13 protein-coding genes and 1 other annotated feature (1 of these 14 only partly in view) are annotated in these 15,419 nt (G+C 55.8%); of the genes, 9 read left to right on the top strand and 4 right to left on the bottom strand.

What is annotated here, in order from left to right; translation table 11 throughout:
- Nucleotides 1–82: a sequence feature (Trp leader region), on the bottom strand; it reaches 10 nt to the left of the window's first position.
- A 166-nt stretch (nt 83–248) separates the two neighbouring features.
- Entirely contained in the window at nt 249–1,130 is an 882-nt protein-coding gene (rnm, locus tag H7R76_RS13830; RefSeq protein WP_106926589.1) for an RNase RNM, read from the top strand.
- Entirely contained in the window at nt 1,127–1,747 is a 621-nt protein-coding gene (locus H7R76_RS13825) for an L-threonylcarbamoyladenylate synthase (RefSeq protein WP_106926591.1), read from the top strand. Before rnm ends, H7R76_RS13825 begins: the two co-directional genes overlap by 4 nt.
- 34 nt (nt 1,748–1,781) lie before the next feature.
- On the opposite strand, the gene H7R76_RS13820 is transcribed toward H7R76_RS13825, so the two are convergent.
- Nucleotides 1,782–2,693, bottom strand: a complete 912-nt coding sequence (locus H7R76_RS13820) for a LysR family transcriptional regulator (protein WP_197975070.1) — start codon at nt 2,691–2,693, stop codon at nt 1,782–1,784.
- 97 nt (nt 2,694–2,790) lie between these two features.
- On the opposite strand from H7R76_RS13820, the gene H7R76_RS13815 reads away from it, so the two are divergent.
- The 5 genes from H7R76_RS13815 (at nt 2,791) to H7R76_RS13795 (ending at nt 9,341) form a co-directional block, all read left to right on the top strand.
- Nucleotides 2,791–3,282 carry a GNAT family N-acetyltransferase gene (locus tag H7R76_RS13815; RefSeq protein ID WP_106926593.1) on the top strand — a complete coding sequence of 164 codons (492 nt, stop codon included), beginning with the start codon at nt 2,791–2,793 and terminating at the stop codon, nt 3,280–3,282.
- A gap of 241 nt (nt 3,283–3,523) precedes the next feature.
- Nucleotides 3,524–4,426, top strand: a complete 903-nt coding sequence (gene rluB / locus H7R76_RS13810; RefSeq protein WP_106929050.1) for a 23S rRNA pseudouridine(2605) synthase RluB — start codon at nt 3,524–3,526, stop codon at nt 4,424–4,426.
- 181 nt (nt 4,427–4,607) lie between these two features.
- Nucleotides 4,608–5,969, top strand: a complete 1,362-nt coding sequence (locus H7R76_RS13805; RefSeq protein WP_182965539.1) for an MFS transporter — start codon at nt 4,608–4,610, stop codon at nt 5,967–5,969.
- An 18-nt stretch (nt 5,970–5,987) separates the two neighbouring features.
- A complete protein-coding gene (locus H7R76_RS13800) occupies nt 5,988–8,345 on the top strand; it encodes a beta-glucosidase (protein WP_182965537.1) in 2,358 nt (785 codons plus the stop codon).
- A gap of 18 nt (nt 8,346–8,363) precedes the next feature.
- On the top strand, nt 8,364–9,341 hold the full coding sequence (locus tag H7R76_RS13795) for a helix-turn-helix transcriptional regulator (RefSeq protein WP_106929044.1): 978 nt from the start codon (nt 8,364–8,366) through the stop codon (nt 9,339–9,341).
- Here the strand turns inward: H7R76_RS13795 and cobO are convergent.
- Nucleotides 9,313–9,903, bottom strand: a complete 591-nt coding sequence (gene cobO / locus H7R76_RS13790; RefSeq protein ID WP_106929043.1) for a cob(I)yrinic acid a,c-diamide adenosyltransferase — start codon at nt 9,901–9,903, stop codon at nt 9,313–9,315. The genes H7R76_RS13795 and cobO overlap by 29 nt on opposite strands.
- Entirely contained in the window at nt 9,900–10,661 is a 762-nt protein-coding gene (locus H7R76_RS13785) for a YciK family oxidoreductase (protein WP_182965535.1), read from the bottom strand. The genes cobO and H7R76_RS13785 overlap by 4 nt, the downstream gene beginning before the upstream one ends.
- A 253-nt stretch (nt 10,662–10,914) precedes the next feature.
- Between H7R76_RS13785 and sohB the strand changes: the two genes are divergently transcribed.
- A complete protein-coding gene (gene sohB, locus H7R76_RS13780) occupies nt 10,915–11,961 on the top strand; it encodes a protease SohB (protein WP_182929037.1) in 1,047 nt (348 codons plus the stop codon).
- Nucleotides 11,962–12,043: 82 nt separating this feature from the next.
- Here the strand turns inward: sohB and H7R76_RS13775 are convergent, their stop codons facing one another.
- Nucleotides 12,044–12,295 (bottom strand): YciN family protein, encoded by a 252-nt coding sequence (locus H7R76_RS13775; protein WP_106929037.1) that lies wholly within the window; start codon nt 12,293–12,295, stop codon nt 12,044–12,046.
- 395 nt (nt 12,296–12,690) lie between these two features.
- On the opposite strand from H7R76_RS13775, the gene topA reads away from it, so the two are divergent.
- Nucleotides 12,691–15,288 (top strand): type I DNA topoisomerase, encoded by a 2,598-nt coding sequence (topA, locus tag H7R76_RS13770; RefSeq protein ID WP_106929035.1) that lies wholly within the window; start codon nt 12,691–12,693, stop codon nt 15,286–15,288.
- Nucleotides 15,289–15,419 lie beyond the last annotated feature (131 nt).

The following is a 15,419-nucleotide window of genomic DNA, read 5'->3' as shown; positions in this document are numbered from 1 at the left end:
CCGCTCATTGGCGGGCTGGTATCTGTATGCGTAACGCAGACGTGATGACTTCGCCCTATAGGGAAGTACGCCACCAACCGCCGTGCAGAGCAATCATTTTGCGAGCCATTTGCAGATACCTTTACTAAGTGAACTTGCGTACTAGTTAACTAGTTCATGAAGGCAAAGTCAACCCCTGATTTTAGAATTTCCCGTATTCCCGCTATGATAGGTCGCGAATAACTCTGAGTAGCACAAAGGAAGCCGTTTTGAGCGACACCAATTACGCAGTGATTTACGATCTGCACAGCCATACTCTCGCCTCTGATGGCCGCCTGACGCCGGAAGAACTGGTGCACCGCGCCGGGGAGATGCGCGTGGGGACGCTCGCCATCACCGATCATGATACCGTTGACGCCATTCCGCGCGCGCGGGCAGAAATTGCCCGCGCCGGGCTGCCGTTAACGTTAATTACCGGCGTTGAAATTTCGACGCTGTGGGAAAATCACGAAATTCATATCGTCGGGCTGAATATTGATATTGCTGACCCGGCGTTGACGGCGTTTTTACGCGCCCAGATCGAACGCCGCCAGCAGCGTGGCATGATGATTGCCGAGCGCCTGGAAAAGGCGCATATCCCCGGCGCGTGGGAAGCGGCGCTGGCGCTGGCCGACGGCGGAGCGGTTACCCGCGGCCACTTTGCCCGTTTTCTGGTCGAGCAGGGCAAGGCCAGCAATATCGGCGATGTCTTCAAAAAATATCTCGCGCGAGGGAAAACCGGTTACGTTCCGCCACAGTGGTGTACAATAAGGGAAGCTATTGATGTCATTCATCATTCGGGTGGGGTCGCCGTACTGGCCCATCCGGGGCGGTACAATTTGTCCGCCAAGTGGCTGAAAAGACTGCTGGCACACTTCAGTGAACACGGCGGTGACGCGATGGAAGTGGCCCAGTGCCAGCAGGCGCCTCACGAGCGCGCTCAGCTTGCCACCTATGCCCGTGAATACGGATTACTGGCGTCACAGGGGTCGGATTTCCATCAACCCTGCCCGTGGATTGAGCTGGGCCGCAAACTGTGGCTCCCGGCGGGCGTCGAGGGCGTCTGGCAGCGCTGGGAACAGCCGCAGAATACAACTGAGAGGGAAGCATGAGTCAGTTTTTTTATATCCATCCGGATAACCCGCAGGCGCGTCTGATTAACCAGGCGGTCGAAATTGTGCGTAAGGGCGGCGTTATCGTCTACCCAACCGACTCCGGCTACGCGCTGGGCTGCAAAATTGAAGATAAAGGCGCGATGGAGCGTATCTGCCGCATTCGTCAACTGCCGGACGGCCACAACTTTACGCTGATGTGTCGCGATCTGTCCGAGCTGTCGACCTATTCCTACGTCGACAACGTGGCGTTTCGCCTGATGAAAAACAACACGCCGGGTAACTACACGTTTATCCTGAAAGGGACGAAAGAGGTACCGCGTCGGCTGTTGCAGGAGAAGCGTAAAACCATCGGGATGCGCGTGCCGTCCAACCCGATCGCGCAGGCGCTGCTCGAAACCTTAGGCGAGCCGATGCTCTCTACCTCGCTGATGCTGCCAGGCAGTGAGTTTACCGAGTCTGATCCGGAAGAGATTAAAGATCGCCTCGAGAAAGTGGTCGATCTGATCATTCACGGTGGCTATCTCGGACAGCAGCCGACTACGGTTATCGACCTTACCGAAGATGCACCGGTGGTGGTGCGTGAAGGCGTGGGGGACGTTAAACCGTTCCTGTAATGCTTCTTATAACCCGGCGCCCGCCGGGTTATTGCTATTTCAAGGCCGCAATCTGCGCCAGCATCCACTGCTGTGCTTTTGCCTGTCCGTTGGACGGGCGGTAATAGACTTTTAGCGTATACGGTGGAATAGGGAATGGCGGTGCGTGTAGCGCCAGCTGGCGGGTATCAAACAGTTGATGCACACCACGGCGCGGTAGGGTAATCGCCAGATCGGTTCGACTGACGATGAACGGCGCCGACATAACGCTTGGCAGCTCTACCACCGTATTGCGGCTGACGTGGCGTGATAGCAGGTAGCTGTCAATCGGACGGTGGTGCTCGTTCCATGGGCTAACGACCACGTGACCGAGCTGGAGATACGTTTCTGGGGTCAGCGTCTCTCCCGCCAGCGGATGCCCTTTACGCACCGCAACAACATAATCATCGGTAAACAGCGCCAGCGACGCCAGGCCGTGGCGCGGTTGAACTTTTTCCTCTTCAAATCCCACCGCGAAATTAACGCGCCCTGCGAGTAAGTCTTCCAGCGCATCATATTCCCGTGAATAGATGATACGGACACGAATTCCCGGCGCAGCGGCCTGCAGGCGGGCAATCAGTTCGGGAAAGAAAACGGCGGCGGTATAATCGGTAGCCGCAAAGGTAAAGGTCTGAGTGCTGGTGGCGGGATCGAAGCTGTCGACTTTCCCCAATTCCCCATTGAGCGTTTCCAACGCACGGGAGATCGCGGGAAAAAGCGCGTCGGCTCTTGGCGTGGGCTGCATCTGGCTGTTCTGGCGGACGAAGAGCGGATCCTCTAACGCAACACGCAAACGCGCGAGCGCATGGCTAAAAGCCGATGGGCTGATGGCGAGGTCGCTGGCGGCTTCCGTCACGCTGCCAAGCCGGTAAAGTGCGTCGAACACCAGCAGCAGATTGAGATCGAGCAGGCGAAGATTATGATGCATGATATTCAGTTTGGTAGTGAAAAGAATGCAGCGTGTTCATATCATGTCAGCGCTAAAATAGCGACTTCTTATCGGAGTGCGTTAATCAGGAGGCATTGTGTCACACGTGACTTTTCGTCAGGCGACCGCGGCGGATATTGACCGCTGTTATGAAATCGAATCGGCGGCCTATCCGGCCGACGAGGCGGCAACCCGGGAAAAAATCGCCATACGTATCGCCCGCTATCCACAGGGCTTTTTGTGTATGGAGCAGCGCGGAGAAGTGATCGGCTTTATTAATGCCGGCTGCGCCTGGGAGGTGGTGATGTCGGATGAGGCTTTTAAAGAGCTGGTCGGCCACGATCCGGCGGCACCCAATGCGGTCATTATGTCCGTCGTGCTGCATCCGGATTATCAGGGCCAGGGGCTGTCGACGCAAATGATGCAGGCCTTTATCGCCCACTTGCGTCAGCAGGGAAAAACGGCCATTTATCTGATGTGTAAGGCCCAGTACCTGGAGATGTATAAGCGTTTTGGCTATCAATTCCTTAAGCGCTCCGATTCGACCCACGGTGGCGAAGAGTGGTTCGAGATGATGCAAACCCTGTAGCGGGCGGCGACGCTTTTGCTTCATTCAGACGCTATTATGTCGCGCGCGGTAGAAAAGGGCAGGAACAAGCTGCCCATTTCTTCTAAAATTCGTGTAGTATGTGCGGTCACCATTCTGGGCGGGTAGCCTGCGCTGTTGTAAAGCGCCGCTGCCGGCCTGTTTATGCGGCCCGGTGTATACTTCCCGCGCGGCTAATGAAGTCTCTAAGACGCCTGTGAAGGCGACACCTGAAGGAAGCTCAATGAGCGATAAAAGCGAAAAACTGCAAAAAGTGCTGGCACGCGCTGGCCACGGCTCCCGTCGTGAAATTGAAACGATTATTGAAGCGGGCCGCGTGAGCGTCGACGGCAAAATCGCCAAGCTGGGCGATCGCGTTGAAGTCATCCCTGGTCTCAAAATTCGTATCGACGGGCATCTGATCTCCGTTAAAGAATCCGTAGAACAAATTTGTCGCGTTCTGGCTTATTACAAGCCGGAAGGTGAACTGTGTACGCGTAACGATCCGGAAGGGCGTCCGACCGTGTTCGATCGCCTGCCTAAACTGCGTGGCGCACGCTGGATTGCCGTGGGGCGTCTGGACGTCAACACCTGTGGTCTGTTGCTGTTTACTACCGACGGTGAGCTGGCTAATCGCCTGATGCACCCAAGCCGTGAAGTTGAACGTGAGTACGCGGTACGTGTGTTCGGTGAGGTCGATGACAATAAGGTGCGTCAGCTTTCCCGCGGCGTGCAGTTGGAAGATGGCCCGGCGGCGTTCAAAACTATTAAATTCAGCGGTGGTGAAGGTATCAACCAGTGGTACAACGTGACCCTGACTGAAGGCCGTAACCGTGAAGTACGACGCCTGTGGGAAGCCGTTGGCGTACAGGTTAGCCGACTGATTCGCGTCCGCTACGGCGACATTCCGCTGCCGAAAGGCCTGCCGCGCGGCGGCTGGACTGAGCTGGATTTGGCGCAGACCAACTATCTGCGTGAGCTGGTTGAACTGCCGGCAGAAACGTCCTCAAAAGTGGCGGTGGAAAAAGACCGTCGCCGTATGAAGGCCAACCAGATTCGTCGCGCCGTGAAGCGCCATGCGACCACCGGCAATAGCGGTAACGGCGGCAACCGTCGTTCCAGCACGCGTAACAACCCGAAAGGGTAATGACGTAGGTTCCGGCGGGCGTCCGCCGGAACCATCTTCTCGTTTTCATTCTCTCCTGTGATTGCATTCACACTTCTGTATAAAGACAAAAAACAGGAATTCCCCAGACAAAGAACGCAAAGTGATAAAATAACCCCCGCCATATACTGTCGCTACAGATTACTTAAACAGGTAGCCCGAAATGGAAACAACCCAAAAACTCTCGGCAAGCTATGTGGTTATCGGCGTAAAAGAAAAAATTGGCTATGGCTTTGGCGATTTTGCCTCTAATTTATCCTTCGGTTTTGTTTCGCTCTTTTTATTATTTTTCTATACCAACATCTACGGCATTAGCGCCGTTCAGGCGAGCCTGATATTTGTGATTGCGCGGGTGGTTGACGCCATTTTCAATATTCTGATTGGCTTTGCGATTGATAAAACCCACAGCCGTTACGGCAAGCTTCGCCCCTGGTTATTATATGGTTCAATCCCCCTTGGGTTATTAACCGTACTCTGCTTTCTGCCGTTTGGCGGTGAGGTGAAATTCTGGTTTGCGCTGTGCTCGTATACCCTTTATTGCCTGGCGTATACCGCCGTCAATACGCCGTATTCGGCCATGACTAACCGCTTAACGCAGCATGAATCCTCGCGTTCATCGCTGTCCGTATATCGCTTCGTGCTGGCGATTGTCGGCTATCTGATTGTATCAACGACTGCAGATATTCTGATTTCTCCGTTTGATGACAAGCAAATGGGCTACGTTTTTGCCGTTTCCTGTTTTGCGCTGCTGGCGACGTTTTTGTTCCTGGCCTGCTTTGGCATGACCAAAGAGCGCGTGGGGGCAGAGGAAGATACGCCCGCGCCAACGCTGCGTGAAATGTTCCGTGCGGTAATGGGGAATGCGCCGTTGATTAACCTGTCTCTGTTTACCGTCTTTTTCTATATTGCCTATACGGTCTGGATGGCGATTGCTATCTACTTTATTAAATACATTATTGGTAATGAAGGTTTTACCTCCTCTTTCTTTATGATCCAGTCTGCGGCCTATATTTTGGGGACCGTCATTTCTGAGAAAGTCATCGCCGTCATGGGCAAAAAGAAAATGACCCTGGTGGCGCTGCTGATAGGCGTACTGGGGATGCTCATGCAGTATTTTGTTGCCGGTCATAATATCTGGCTGATTATGACCGGCGTCTGTTTATTCAGTATTACGCTAGGCATGGGATTCGTCGCCATGTGGTCAATGATTGCCGATACCGTTGAGTATGCTGAATGGCACCATGGCGTGCGTACGGAAGGCGCCATATACGGTTTCTTCAATTTCATCACCAAAATTGCCATGGCTATCGGCGGCGGCTGTGCCGGATGGATGCTCGATTACTACCACTACGATGCGGCTAACGTGAGCGCCAGCGCGCTGGCGGGAATCAATATTCTGATGACGCTGTTCCCCGGCGCGATGTTTGCGATCGGTGCCATCTTTGTGGCCAGTTACGCGCTGGATGAGAAAACCTATCGCGACATCGTACAAAAAATCAGCCTGCGTAAGCAGAATGCGCTTTAACCTCAGGGAGTCAGAGAAATGAATCGTGATTTTACCAGCATCATTACGGCAATGAGCGCCGAAGAGAAAGTTGCGCTGCTTACCGGAAGCGGCCTGTGGCGCACGGCGAACCTGCCACAGCATGGCATCCGCGACATTGTGATGACCGATGGCACCTATGGCGTGCGCTACAGCAGTGCGCAGATAGACGGTAGCGAGAAGTGGAGCATGGATGACTTCATCTCCGTCATCACGCAAACCGCCAATCAGGCCAGCGCTGAAGAATCGGCCGCGAAAGGGGGCAGTGAGGCTCTGTTTAGCGCGTCACTGCCGGCAACCTGCTTCCCGAACGGCTCCAGTCTGGCCTGTAGCTGGGACAGTGAACTGGTCTACCAAATGGGGCAGGCGCTTGGGCGTGAGTGCCAGCATATGGGTGTCGGCATTCTGCTTGGGCCGGGGATCAATATTCGCCGTACGCCGCTGGCCGGGCGCGGTTATGAATATTATGCCGAAGACCCGGTTGTAAGCGGCGATATTGCCGCCGCGCTGATTAACGGCCTGCAGGATGAGGGGGTGGGGGCAAGCCTCAAGCACTTTGCTGCCAACAACTCGGAATACCGTCGTACCGAGATGGATTCGATTATTGAAGAACGCGCGCTGCGTGAAATCTATCTCGCGGGGTTCCAGCGGGCGATTGCGAAGTCGCAGCCGTGGACGGTGATGTCCTCCTATAACCGCCTCAACGGCGTGCAAACCTCTCAGGACCCGTTCCTGCTGACGCAGGTGCTGCGTGAAGAGTGGGGATACGACGGTCTGGTGATGTCTGATTGGTACGGCGTGAAAGATCGCCCGGCGTCGCTGCTGGCGGGCAACGATCTGGCCATGCCGGAAACGCGTCGCGATAAACAGACGCTGCTGGCGGCCATTGAGGAAGGGACTGTACCGATGGCGGTGGTGGATCGAGCCTGTCTGCGAATGCTGACGCTACTGGATAAAGTACATCGTCACCGGCGGCCTGACGTGCAGGCAGACTTCCCTGCACATCACGCGCTGTCTCAACAATTGGCTGCTGAATCCATTGTATTGTTGAAAAATGAACACGATCTTCTGCCGCTGCGTGCGGAAAAAACGCGACGTATTGCCGTTCTGGGCAAGCCCGCGCAGGAGCCGGTTATTCAAGGTTCAGGCTGTGCAACCACGGTACCGTACCTGCTTGACCGCCCGCTGGACGAAATTTTTGACCTCGCCGGGGACGATTTCAGCGTGAGCTGGGCGGTAGGGGCACCGGATGATGTCCACAGTGACGAAGCCGCGCTAGCGCAGGCGAAAGCGGTGGCCCAGGAAGCTGACGTCGCGGTGATTTTTGTCAGCACGGCCGTCGGTGAGGACGGTGAAAACGGCGATCGCCAGGATCTGAATATTCTCGCCGTGCATGAGCGGTTGATCCGTGAAGTCGCCTCGGTACAGCCTAATGTCGTGGTGGTGCTGGCTAACAGCGATGCGGTCGTGATGCCGTGGCTGGGGGAATGTAAGGCGCTACTGGAGACGTTCTTCGCCGGGCAGGGCATGGGGCGCGCGGTGGCCGAGATCCTCTTCGGTTTGCGTAACCCCAGCGGTAAGCTGACGGTGACGGTGCCAAATACGCTGGAAGAGACGCCCGCCTGGCTGCATTACCCGGGGGAAAACCTGCGCCATCACTACGGCGAAGGGCTGTTTGTTGGCTACCGCTACTATGATAAACGCCGCCTGACGCCGCTGTTCCCGTTCGGGTTCGGCTTAAGCTACACGCAATTTACCTACGCGAATTTGACCCTGGAGGCCACTCGGTTAGGGGCGGAGGACACGCTGGCGGTATCATTTGATTTGAGCAACGTGGGCCAGATTGACGGTAAAGAAGTCGTTCAGCTTTACGTCAGCGCGCCGCAGGGCGAGCTGATTCGTGAAGTCCGTGCCCTGAAAGCTTTTGATAAAATTGCGTTGGCGGCCGGGGAAACGCGGCGGGTAACGCTGAGGCTGCCGGTTGCGGAGCTGGCTTGCTATCATCCGGGGCTGGCCGATTGGCTGGTAACCCCGGGGACATGGCAGGTCCAGATTGGCGGCTCTTCACGTGACCTGCCGTTGCAGGCGGAATTTACCGTTGACTGCCCGGCTCGCCATGTTCCGTTGCGCGACGATAACTCGCTGCAGCAGCTGATTCAGCAGCCGGAAGCGTTTGCCCGCGTGGTGCAGCTGATTAGCGATAAAAGCCATCTGCCTGCGGATCGGGTGCGGGAAAAGCTGATTCGCCTGGCCCCGGATCTGTTTTGCGGCCTGCTGATTGCATTGACGGAGTTCCTTGCGCTGGATATTGAGCGCGATGAGCTGAATGCAGTACTGGCAGGGCGGCCTTACCCGTAAGTACACAGGAGAGCGCGCGTGTTTCCTTTTTCAGTCACTCACCCGGGCCCGGTGGTACAAACCGGGCGGCAGACGGCCCACAGCGGCTATGAGCTGATTGCCTTCGACGCCGAGAAGCTGAACGTATTTGCCGCGGAGGTTCGCTACTGCGAACCCCACTGGCATCTTGCGCCGGAGCTTATCACCGTCCTCAGCGGCCGTTTTTCATTGACGGTTGGTCAGCGCAATGTGGAACTCGGGCAGGGGGAGATGCTGTACATCAATGCGGAAGAGGTACACGCGCTGAGTGCGCTAGAGGACGGGAGTCAACTGGTGACCGTCCAGTTTTCCCCCGGACTTTTTGATGAGCTGCACCCGGCGCCGGTACTGGACTGGCGGACATCTCGCCAGGCGCCGACTGACGCAGCTCGGCAGGTGTTTCAGCGGCTCATCGCGCTGCTGGCGCAGATTATTGATGAACGTGCGCCGTTTCAGCGCATCGCGGCAATTTACCTGTTGCTGGATGCATTAGTTGCCGGCGGCAAACCTACCCAGCGGGCGGAAAGTACGCTGCGGGAAGAGGCGATGATAAAAGAAGGCATTGACTACATTAACCAGCATTTCGACCGGCCGTTGACGCTTAGCGATGTCGCCCACCATAGCGGCATGAGCTACTCGTGGTTTTCCAGGCTGTTTAAAAAGGTCAGTCGACACAATTTTAAAGAGTATCTGACGCTGGTGCGGCTCAACAAAGCCCGCACGCTGCTGCGTGATACGCGAACGCCGATTACGGAAATCAGCCACAGCTGCGGTTTTCAGGAGCATAAATCGCTGATCGCCGCGTTTAATAAATACTGTGGCCTAACGCCGACCGAATACCGAAAGCGCTTTATTTCGCGTCAGAATCTGGCGGAGAGTACCCTGGCACAAGGGGAAGATTGCCTGTGCCTGCCGCTCAACCGCGCGTTGCTCGACAGGCTCACGCTGCTTAGTAATCGATGCCAATCTGCGCCTTGATTCCGGCTTCGAACGCGTGTTTTACCGGGCGCAGTTCGCTGACCGTATCGGCATAGTCGAGGATGTCACGGTGACAGCCGCGACCGGTGATGATGACCGTCTGGTGATGCGGGCGGCTTTTCAGCGCGGTTAACACCTCTTCCAGCGGCAGATAATCATAGGCCACCATATAGGTCAGCTCGTCGAGCACCACCATATCCAGGCTATCGTCGGCCAGCATTCGTTTGGCATGCTGCCAGACTTCAAGGCAGGCCGCCGTATCGCTTTCGCGGTTCTGCGTATCCCACGTAAAGCCGGTCGCCATCACCTGAAACTCAACGCCTAGCGGCTCAAGCAGGTTACGTTCGCCGTTAGGCCACGTGCCTTTAATAAACTGAATCACGCCGACGTTATGGCCGTGGCCCACAGCTCGGGTGGCGGTGCCGAAGGCGGCGGTGGTTTTACCTTTGCCGTTGCCGGTAAAGACGATCACGATCCCCCGGCTATCCTGGGCGGCGGCGACGCGGGCGGCCACGCGCTCTTTTACGCGCTGCTGGCGTTCACGGTAACGTTCATCACTCATTGGGCAATTCCTGGTTTACGCCCTGGCTGGGCATCAAAAGTCATACCGGTTTTCCGCCGGCTATCGTCGCCCATCAGCCACAGGTAAAGCGGCATAATATCGGCAGGGGTTTTTAACTTCATTGCATCTTCCGTCGGGAACGCACTGGCGCGCATTTTAGTGCGCGTGCCGCCCGGGTTAATGCAGTTTACGCGCAGATGGCGGCTTTGATACTCCTCGGCCAGCACCTGCATCATACCTTCGGTGGCGAATTTAGACACCGCGTAGGCCCCCCAGTTAGCGCGGCCCTCGCGCCCGACGCTGGAGGAAGTGAAGACCAGTGAACCGGCTTCAGATTCCAGCAGCAGCGGCAACAGTGCCTGGGTGAGCATAAAGGTGCCATTGACGTTCACCTGCATCACCTGCTGCCAGACCTGCGGATCCTGCTCGGCCATCGGGACCACGTCGCCCAATAGCCCGGCGTTGTGCAGCACGCCGTCAAGGCGCGGGGAGTGCAAACGGATTCGCTGCGCAAGCTGCTGGCAGTCCTGCGGGGTGCAGGTTAACAAATCCAGCGTGTAAATGTGGGCAGGCAATTCGCTGATTTTGCTGATTTCCTGCGCAACTGAACGCAATTTTTCTTCGCTGCGGCCCAGTAAAATGACGCTGGCGCCGTAGCGCGCGTAGGTGATTGCGGCTTCCCGACCGATGCCGTCGCTGGTACCGGTGACCAGAATGATACGGTTTTGCAACAAGTCGAGCTGGGGTTGATAGTGCACGGTTGCTCCTCTATGGCCCTTGCTGACCATATTTTATGTACTTTTCATGGCTTTTGGGCTTTATGCCTGAATCTGCTCGCTATTTCAATCAGCGAGCCGGAGAGACAACGTCTGATTAACAATTTGCAATGATTTCATTTGCAAAAAAGTCATCTGGAAGCCGCCTCGAAGGCTGATACTCGGGCCGAGACGCGCCGGGCTCGGTGTTGTACACTGAGCGACAGAATATGTGATTTTTGTACAAGGTGGATGTGTGGAATTACTTTTTCAGTATGGTCTGTTTCTGGCGAAAATCGTCACCGTTGTCGTTGCCATCGCCGTGGTGGCGGTGCTGATTGTTAATCTGACGTCGCGTAAGCGGCAGCGCGGCGAGCTGCGGATCACCAACTTAAGCGAGCAGCACAAGGACATGCAGGAAGACTTAGCCGTGGCGCTGCTTGATGGCCCGCAGCAGAAGCTGTGGCAGAAAGCGCAGAAGAAAAAGCTGAAGCAGGAGGCGAAAGCCGCGAAGGCGAAGGCTAAACAGGGTGAGTCGTCAACATCCAGCAAGCCGCGCGCCTGGGTTCTGGATTTTAAAGGCAGCATGGACGCTCACGAAGTGGCCTCGCTGCGCGAAGAGATTACCGCCGTATTGACGGTTGCGACTCCGCAAGATCAGGTGGTGCTGCGTCTTGAAAGTCCTGGAGGGGTGGTGCACGGCTATGGTCTGGCGGCTTCCCAGCTACAGCGTATCCGCGATAAGCAAATCCCACTGACGGTGGCGGTGGATAAAGTCGCCGCCAGCGGCGGCTACATGATGGCCTGCGTGGCGAACAAAATTGTTGCGGCGCCGTTTGCGATCCTCGGTTCCATTGGCGTGGTGGCGCAGATCCCGAACCTGAACCGTTTTCTGAAAAATAAAGACATCGACGTAGAGCTGCATACCGCCGGCCAGTATAAGCGCACGCTGACTCTGCTGGGCGAGAACACCGAAGAAGGGCGACAGAAGTTCCGCGAAGAGCTCAACGAAACCCACCACTTATTTAAAGACTTCGTGAAAGCGATGCGTCCGTCGCTGGACATCGAACAGGTTGCCACCGGTGAACACTGGTACGGTTCGCTGGCGCAGGAAAAAGGGCTGGTGGATGAAGTGGGCACCAGCGATGAGCTGCTGCTGGGGCTGATGGCCGACCATGAAGTGGTGAACGTGCGCTACACTCAGCGTAAAAAAATGATGGATCGCTTTACCGGCAGTGCTGCAGAAAGCGCCGATCGTCTGATGATGCGCTGGTGGCAGCGTGGGCAGAAGCCGATGCTGTAAGAGGCCTCCGTCTGAAATGACGACGCCCGGTAAACATCGTTTACCGGGCGTTTTTGTTGGGGCTTAGGCCAGGGCCTTACGCTCAGTCAACCAGGTGATACTTTTCAGATAGCTCGTGGGCGAGATACTTGAACATATTAAACACGGCTGTGCTTTTCGGCGTCGGCAGGCCTTGTTCATCCAGGAAGTACTCTCCGCTGAAAACCAGCACGCCGTTACGCTGTTCAACGCCCGTTGCTTCAATTCCGGCCAGGGTATCTTCGTGCTCGCGGATAAGGCGATTGGCTTCAATCAGCAGCGTCTGACGATCGATAGGTTGGCTATTCTTTGACATATTCAACTCCTCAACATTCTCGCGCTAGTGTACGCCGGGAGGATGCTGTGGGCAAATATTCCCGACGTTTACCAGGGGCAATCATTTTATCGCAAAGTTGGCACGAATGGTGTTTGCATGCTAATAAAGTTGCGTAACGAATTTTATCAGGTACAGTGTGACGCTTTCGGCAATCTGGCAGCAGATTTGCTTGACATTCGACCAAATATTCTTCGTGCTATAGCACCTGACGAAAAAAAGTCTGTAAACTCAGCCGCCTGGCCGCTTGCCTCAAAAGCCGGTCAGTAAAGGGTTGATATCCATTGGCGTTGCCGCAACATACAAGGTTTGTCGCCAGTGGGATGTGGAACATGTGCGATGTATTCCTGGAAGAATCAAATTAGGTAAAGGTGAATATGGGTAAAGCTCTCGTTATCGTTGAGTCCCCGGCAAAAGCCAAAACGATCAATAAGTATCTGGGTAATGACTACGTGGTTAAGTCCAGCGTCGGTCATATCCGCGATTTGCCGACAAGTGGCTCAGCCGCCAAAAAGAGCGCTGACTCTACCTCCACCAAAACGGCCAAAAAGCCTAAAAAGGATGAACGAGGCGCGCTGGTTAACCGCATGGGCGTCGACCCATGGCATGACTGGGCGGCACACTATGAAGTGCTGCCAGGCAAAGAAAAGGTAGTTTCGGAACTCAAACAGCTGGCGGAAAAAGCCGACCACATCTATCTCGCAACCGACCTTGACCGCGAAGGGGAGGCCATTGCATGGCACCTGCGGGAAGTGATCGGTGGAGATGAAACGCGCTACAGCCGCGTGGTGTTTAACGAAATTACCAAGAATGCGATTCGTCAGGCTTTCGAAAAGCCGGGCGAACTGAACATCGACCGTGTTAACGCCCAGCAGGCGCGTCGCTTTATGGACCGCGTTGTGGGTTATATGGTCTCGCCGCTGCTGTGGAAAAAGATCGCCCGTGGTTTATCCGCCGGTCGCGTACAGTCCGTTGCGGTGCGCCTGGTCGTAGAGCGCGAGCGCGAAATTAAAGCCTTCGTTCCGGAAGAGTTCTGGGAAGTTGACGCCAGCACCACCACGCCGAGCGGCGATGCGCTGGCGCTGGAGGTAACCCATCAGGGTGACAAGCCGTTCCGTCCGGTAAACCGTGACGAAACCATGGCGGCGGTCAGCCTGCTGGAAAAAGCCAGCTATAGCGTGCTGGAACGTGAAGATAAGCCGACCAGCAGCAAGCCGGGTGCGCCGTTTATTACCTCCACGTTGCAGCAGGCGGCAAGCACCCGTCTGGGCTTTGGCGTGAAGAAAACCATGATGATGGCGCAGCGCCTGTATGAAGCGGGCTACATCACCTACATGCGTACCGACTCAACCAACCTGAGTCAGGATGCGGTCAACATGGTTCGCGACTATATCGGCGATAACTTCGGTAAAAAATATTTGCCGGAGAACCCGAACCAGTACGCCAGCAAAGAGAACTCGCAGGAAGCGCACGAAGCGATTCGTCCTTCCGACGTTTCCGTTCAGGCGGAAGCGCTGAAAGACATGGAAGCGGACGCGCAGAAGCTGTATCAGCTGATCTGGCGCCAGTTCGTGGCCTGTCAGATGACGCCGGCACAGTATGACTCCACCACGCTGACCGTGAAGGCCGGGGATTTCAAACTCAAAGCGCGCGGTCGTACGCTGCGCTTCGACGGCTGGACTAAAGTGATGCCAGCGCTGCGTAAAGGCGATGAAGACCGCACGCTGCCGATGGTCAACCAGGGCGATAAACTGAGCCTGGTTGAACTGACCCCTGCGCAGCACTTCACCAAACCGCCTGCGCGCTTTAGCGAAGCATCGCTGGTGAAAGAGCTGGAAAAACGCGGAATTGGCCGTCCGTCTACCTATGCGTCGATCATTTCGACCATTCAGGACCGCGGCTACGTGCGTACCGAAAACCGCCGTTTCTACGCGGAAAAAATGGGCGAGATCGTCACCGATCGTCTGGAAGAGAACTTCCGCGAGCTGATGAACTACGACTTTACCGCGCAGATGGAAGACCACCTCGACCGCGTGGCGAACCATGAAGCCGAGTGGAAGCAGGTGCTGGATCTGTTCTTTGGTGATTTCACCAAGCAGCTCGAAAAAGCTGAGAAGCCGCCAGAAGAGGGCGGCATGCAGCCGAACGAGATGGTACTGACCAGCATCGACTGCCCGACCTGTGGCCGTAAGATGGGGATTCGTACCGCCAGCACCGGTGTGTTCCTCGGCTGTTCCGGCTACGCGCTGTCGCCGAAAGAACGCTGCAAAACCACCATTAACCTGGTGCCGGAAAACGAAGTCCTCAACGTGCTGGAAGGCGACGATGCCGAAACCAATGCGCTGCGCGCCAAACGTCGCTGCCAGAAATGCGGCACGGCGATGGACAGCTACCTGATCGATCCGAAGCGTAAGCTGCACGTTTGTGGTAACAACCCGACCTGCGACGGCTACGAGATTGAAGAAGGCGAGTTCCGCATCAAGGGCTATGACGGTCCGATCGTCGAGTGTGAAAAATGTGGTTCTGAGATGCACCTGAAAATGGGGCGTTTCGGTAAGTACATGGCCTGCACCAATGACGAATGTAAGAACACGCGTAAAATTCTGCGTAACGGTGAAGTGGCGCCGCCGAAGGAAGATCCGGTGCCGCTGCCGGAGCTGCCGTGCGAGAAGTCTGACGCCTATTTCGTGCTGCGTGATGGCGCCGCTGGGGTATTCCTGGCCGCTAACACCTTCCCGAAATCACGTGAAACTCGCGCGCCGCTGGTGGAAGAACTGTTCCGCTTCCGCGACCGTCTGCCGGAGAAACTGCGCTACCTGGCCGACGCGCCGCAGCAGGATCCCGCGGGCAACAAAACGATGGTGCGTTTCAGCCGTAAAACCAAACAGCAGTACGTTGCCTCTGAAAAAGACGGCAAAGCGACGGGCTGGTCAGCGTTCTTCGTTGACGGTAAATGGGTCGAAGCGAAAAAGTAACGTTTTTCATCAAAACATCACAAAGGGCCGCATTGCGGCCCTTTTTTATAACCTCGTTATTATTTTTTGTTTCCATCTATACACACTTGCTATAAATGATATAGTGGTTATAGCCGATGCATTTCTTATGA

This window comes from Klebsiella sp. WP8-S18-ESBL-06 (genome assembly GCF_014169755.1).
GTDB classification, from domain to species: Bacteria; Pseudomonadota; Gammaproteobacteria; order Enterobacterales; family Enterobacteriaceae; genus Kluyvera; species Kluyvera ascorbata_B.
This window is presented reverse-complemented; position numbering and strand designations above follow the sequence as displayed.

Bases quoted from the DNA above. Each gene is read 5' to 3' on its own strand.
- H7R76_RS13825 (WP_106926591.1), top strand. From the start codon at position 1,127: ATGAGTCAGTTTTTTTATATCCATCCGGATAACCCGCAGGCGCGTCTG.
- H7R76_RS13820 (WP_197975070.1), bottom strand. From the start codon at position 2,693: ATGCATCATAATCTTCGCCTGCTCGATCTCAATCTGCTGCTGGTGTTC.
- rluB (WP_106929050.1), top strand. From the start codon at position 3,524: ATGAGCGATAAAAGCGAAAAACTGCAAAAAGTGCTGGCACGCGCTGGC.
- H7R76_RS13805 (WP_182965539.1), top strand. From the start codon at position 4,608: ATGGAAACAACCCAAAAACTCTCGGCAAGCTATGTGGTTATCGGCGTA.
- H7R76_RS13800 (WP_182965537.1), top strand. From the start codon at position 5,988: ATGAATCGTGATTTTACCAGCATCATTACGGCAATGAGCGCCGAAGAG.
- cobO (WP_106929043.1), bottom strand. From the start codon at position 9,903: ATGAGTGATGAACGTTACCGTGAACGCCAGCAGCGCGTAAAAGAGCGC.
- H7R76_RS13775 (WP_106929037.1), bottom strand. From the start codon at position 12,295: ATGTCAAAGAATAGCCAACCTATCGATCGTCAGACGCTGCTGATTGAA.
- topA (WP_106929035.1), top strand. From the start codon at position 12,691: ATGGGTAAAGCTCTCGTTATCGTTGAGTCCCCGGCAAAAGCCAAAACG.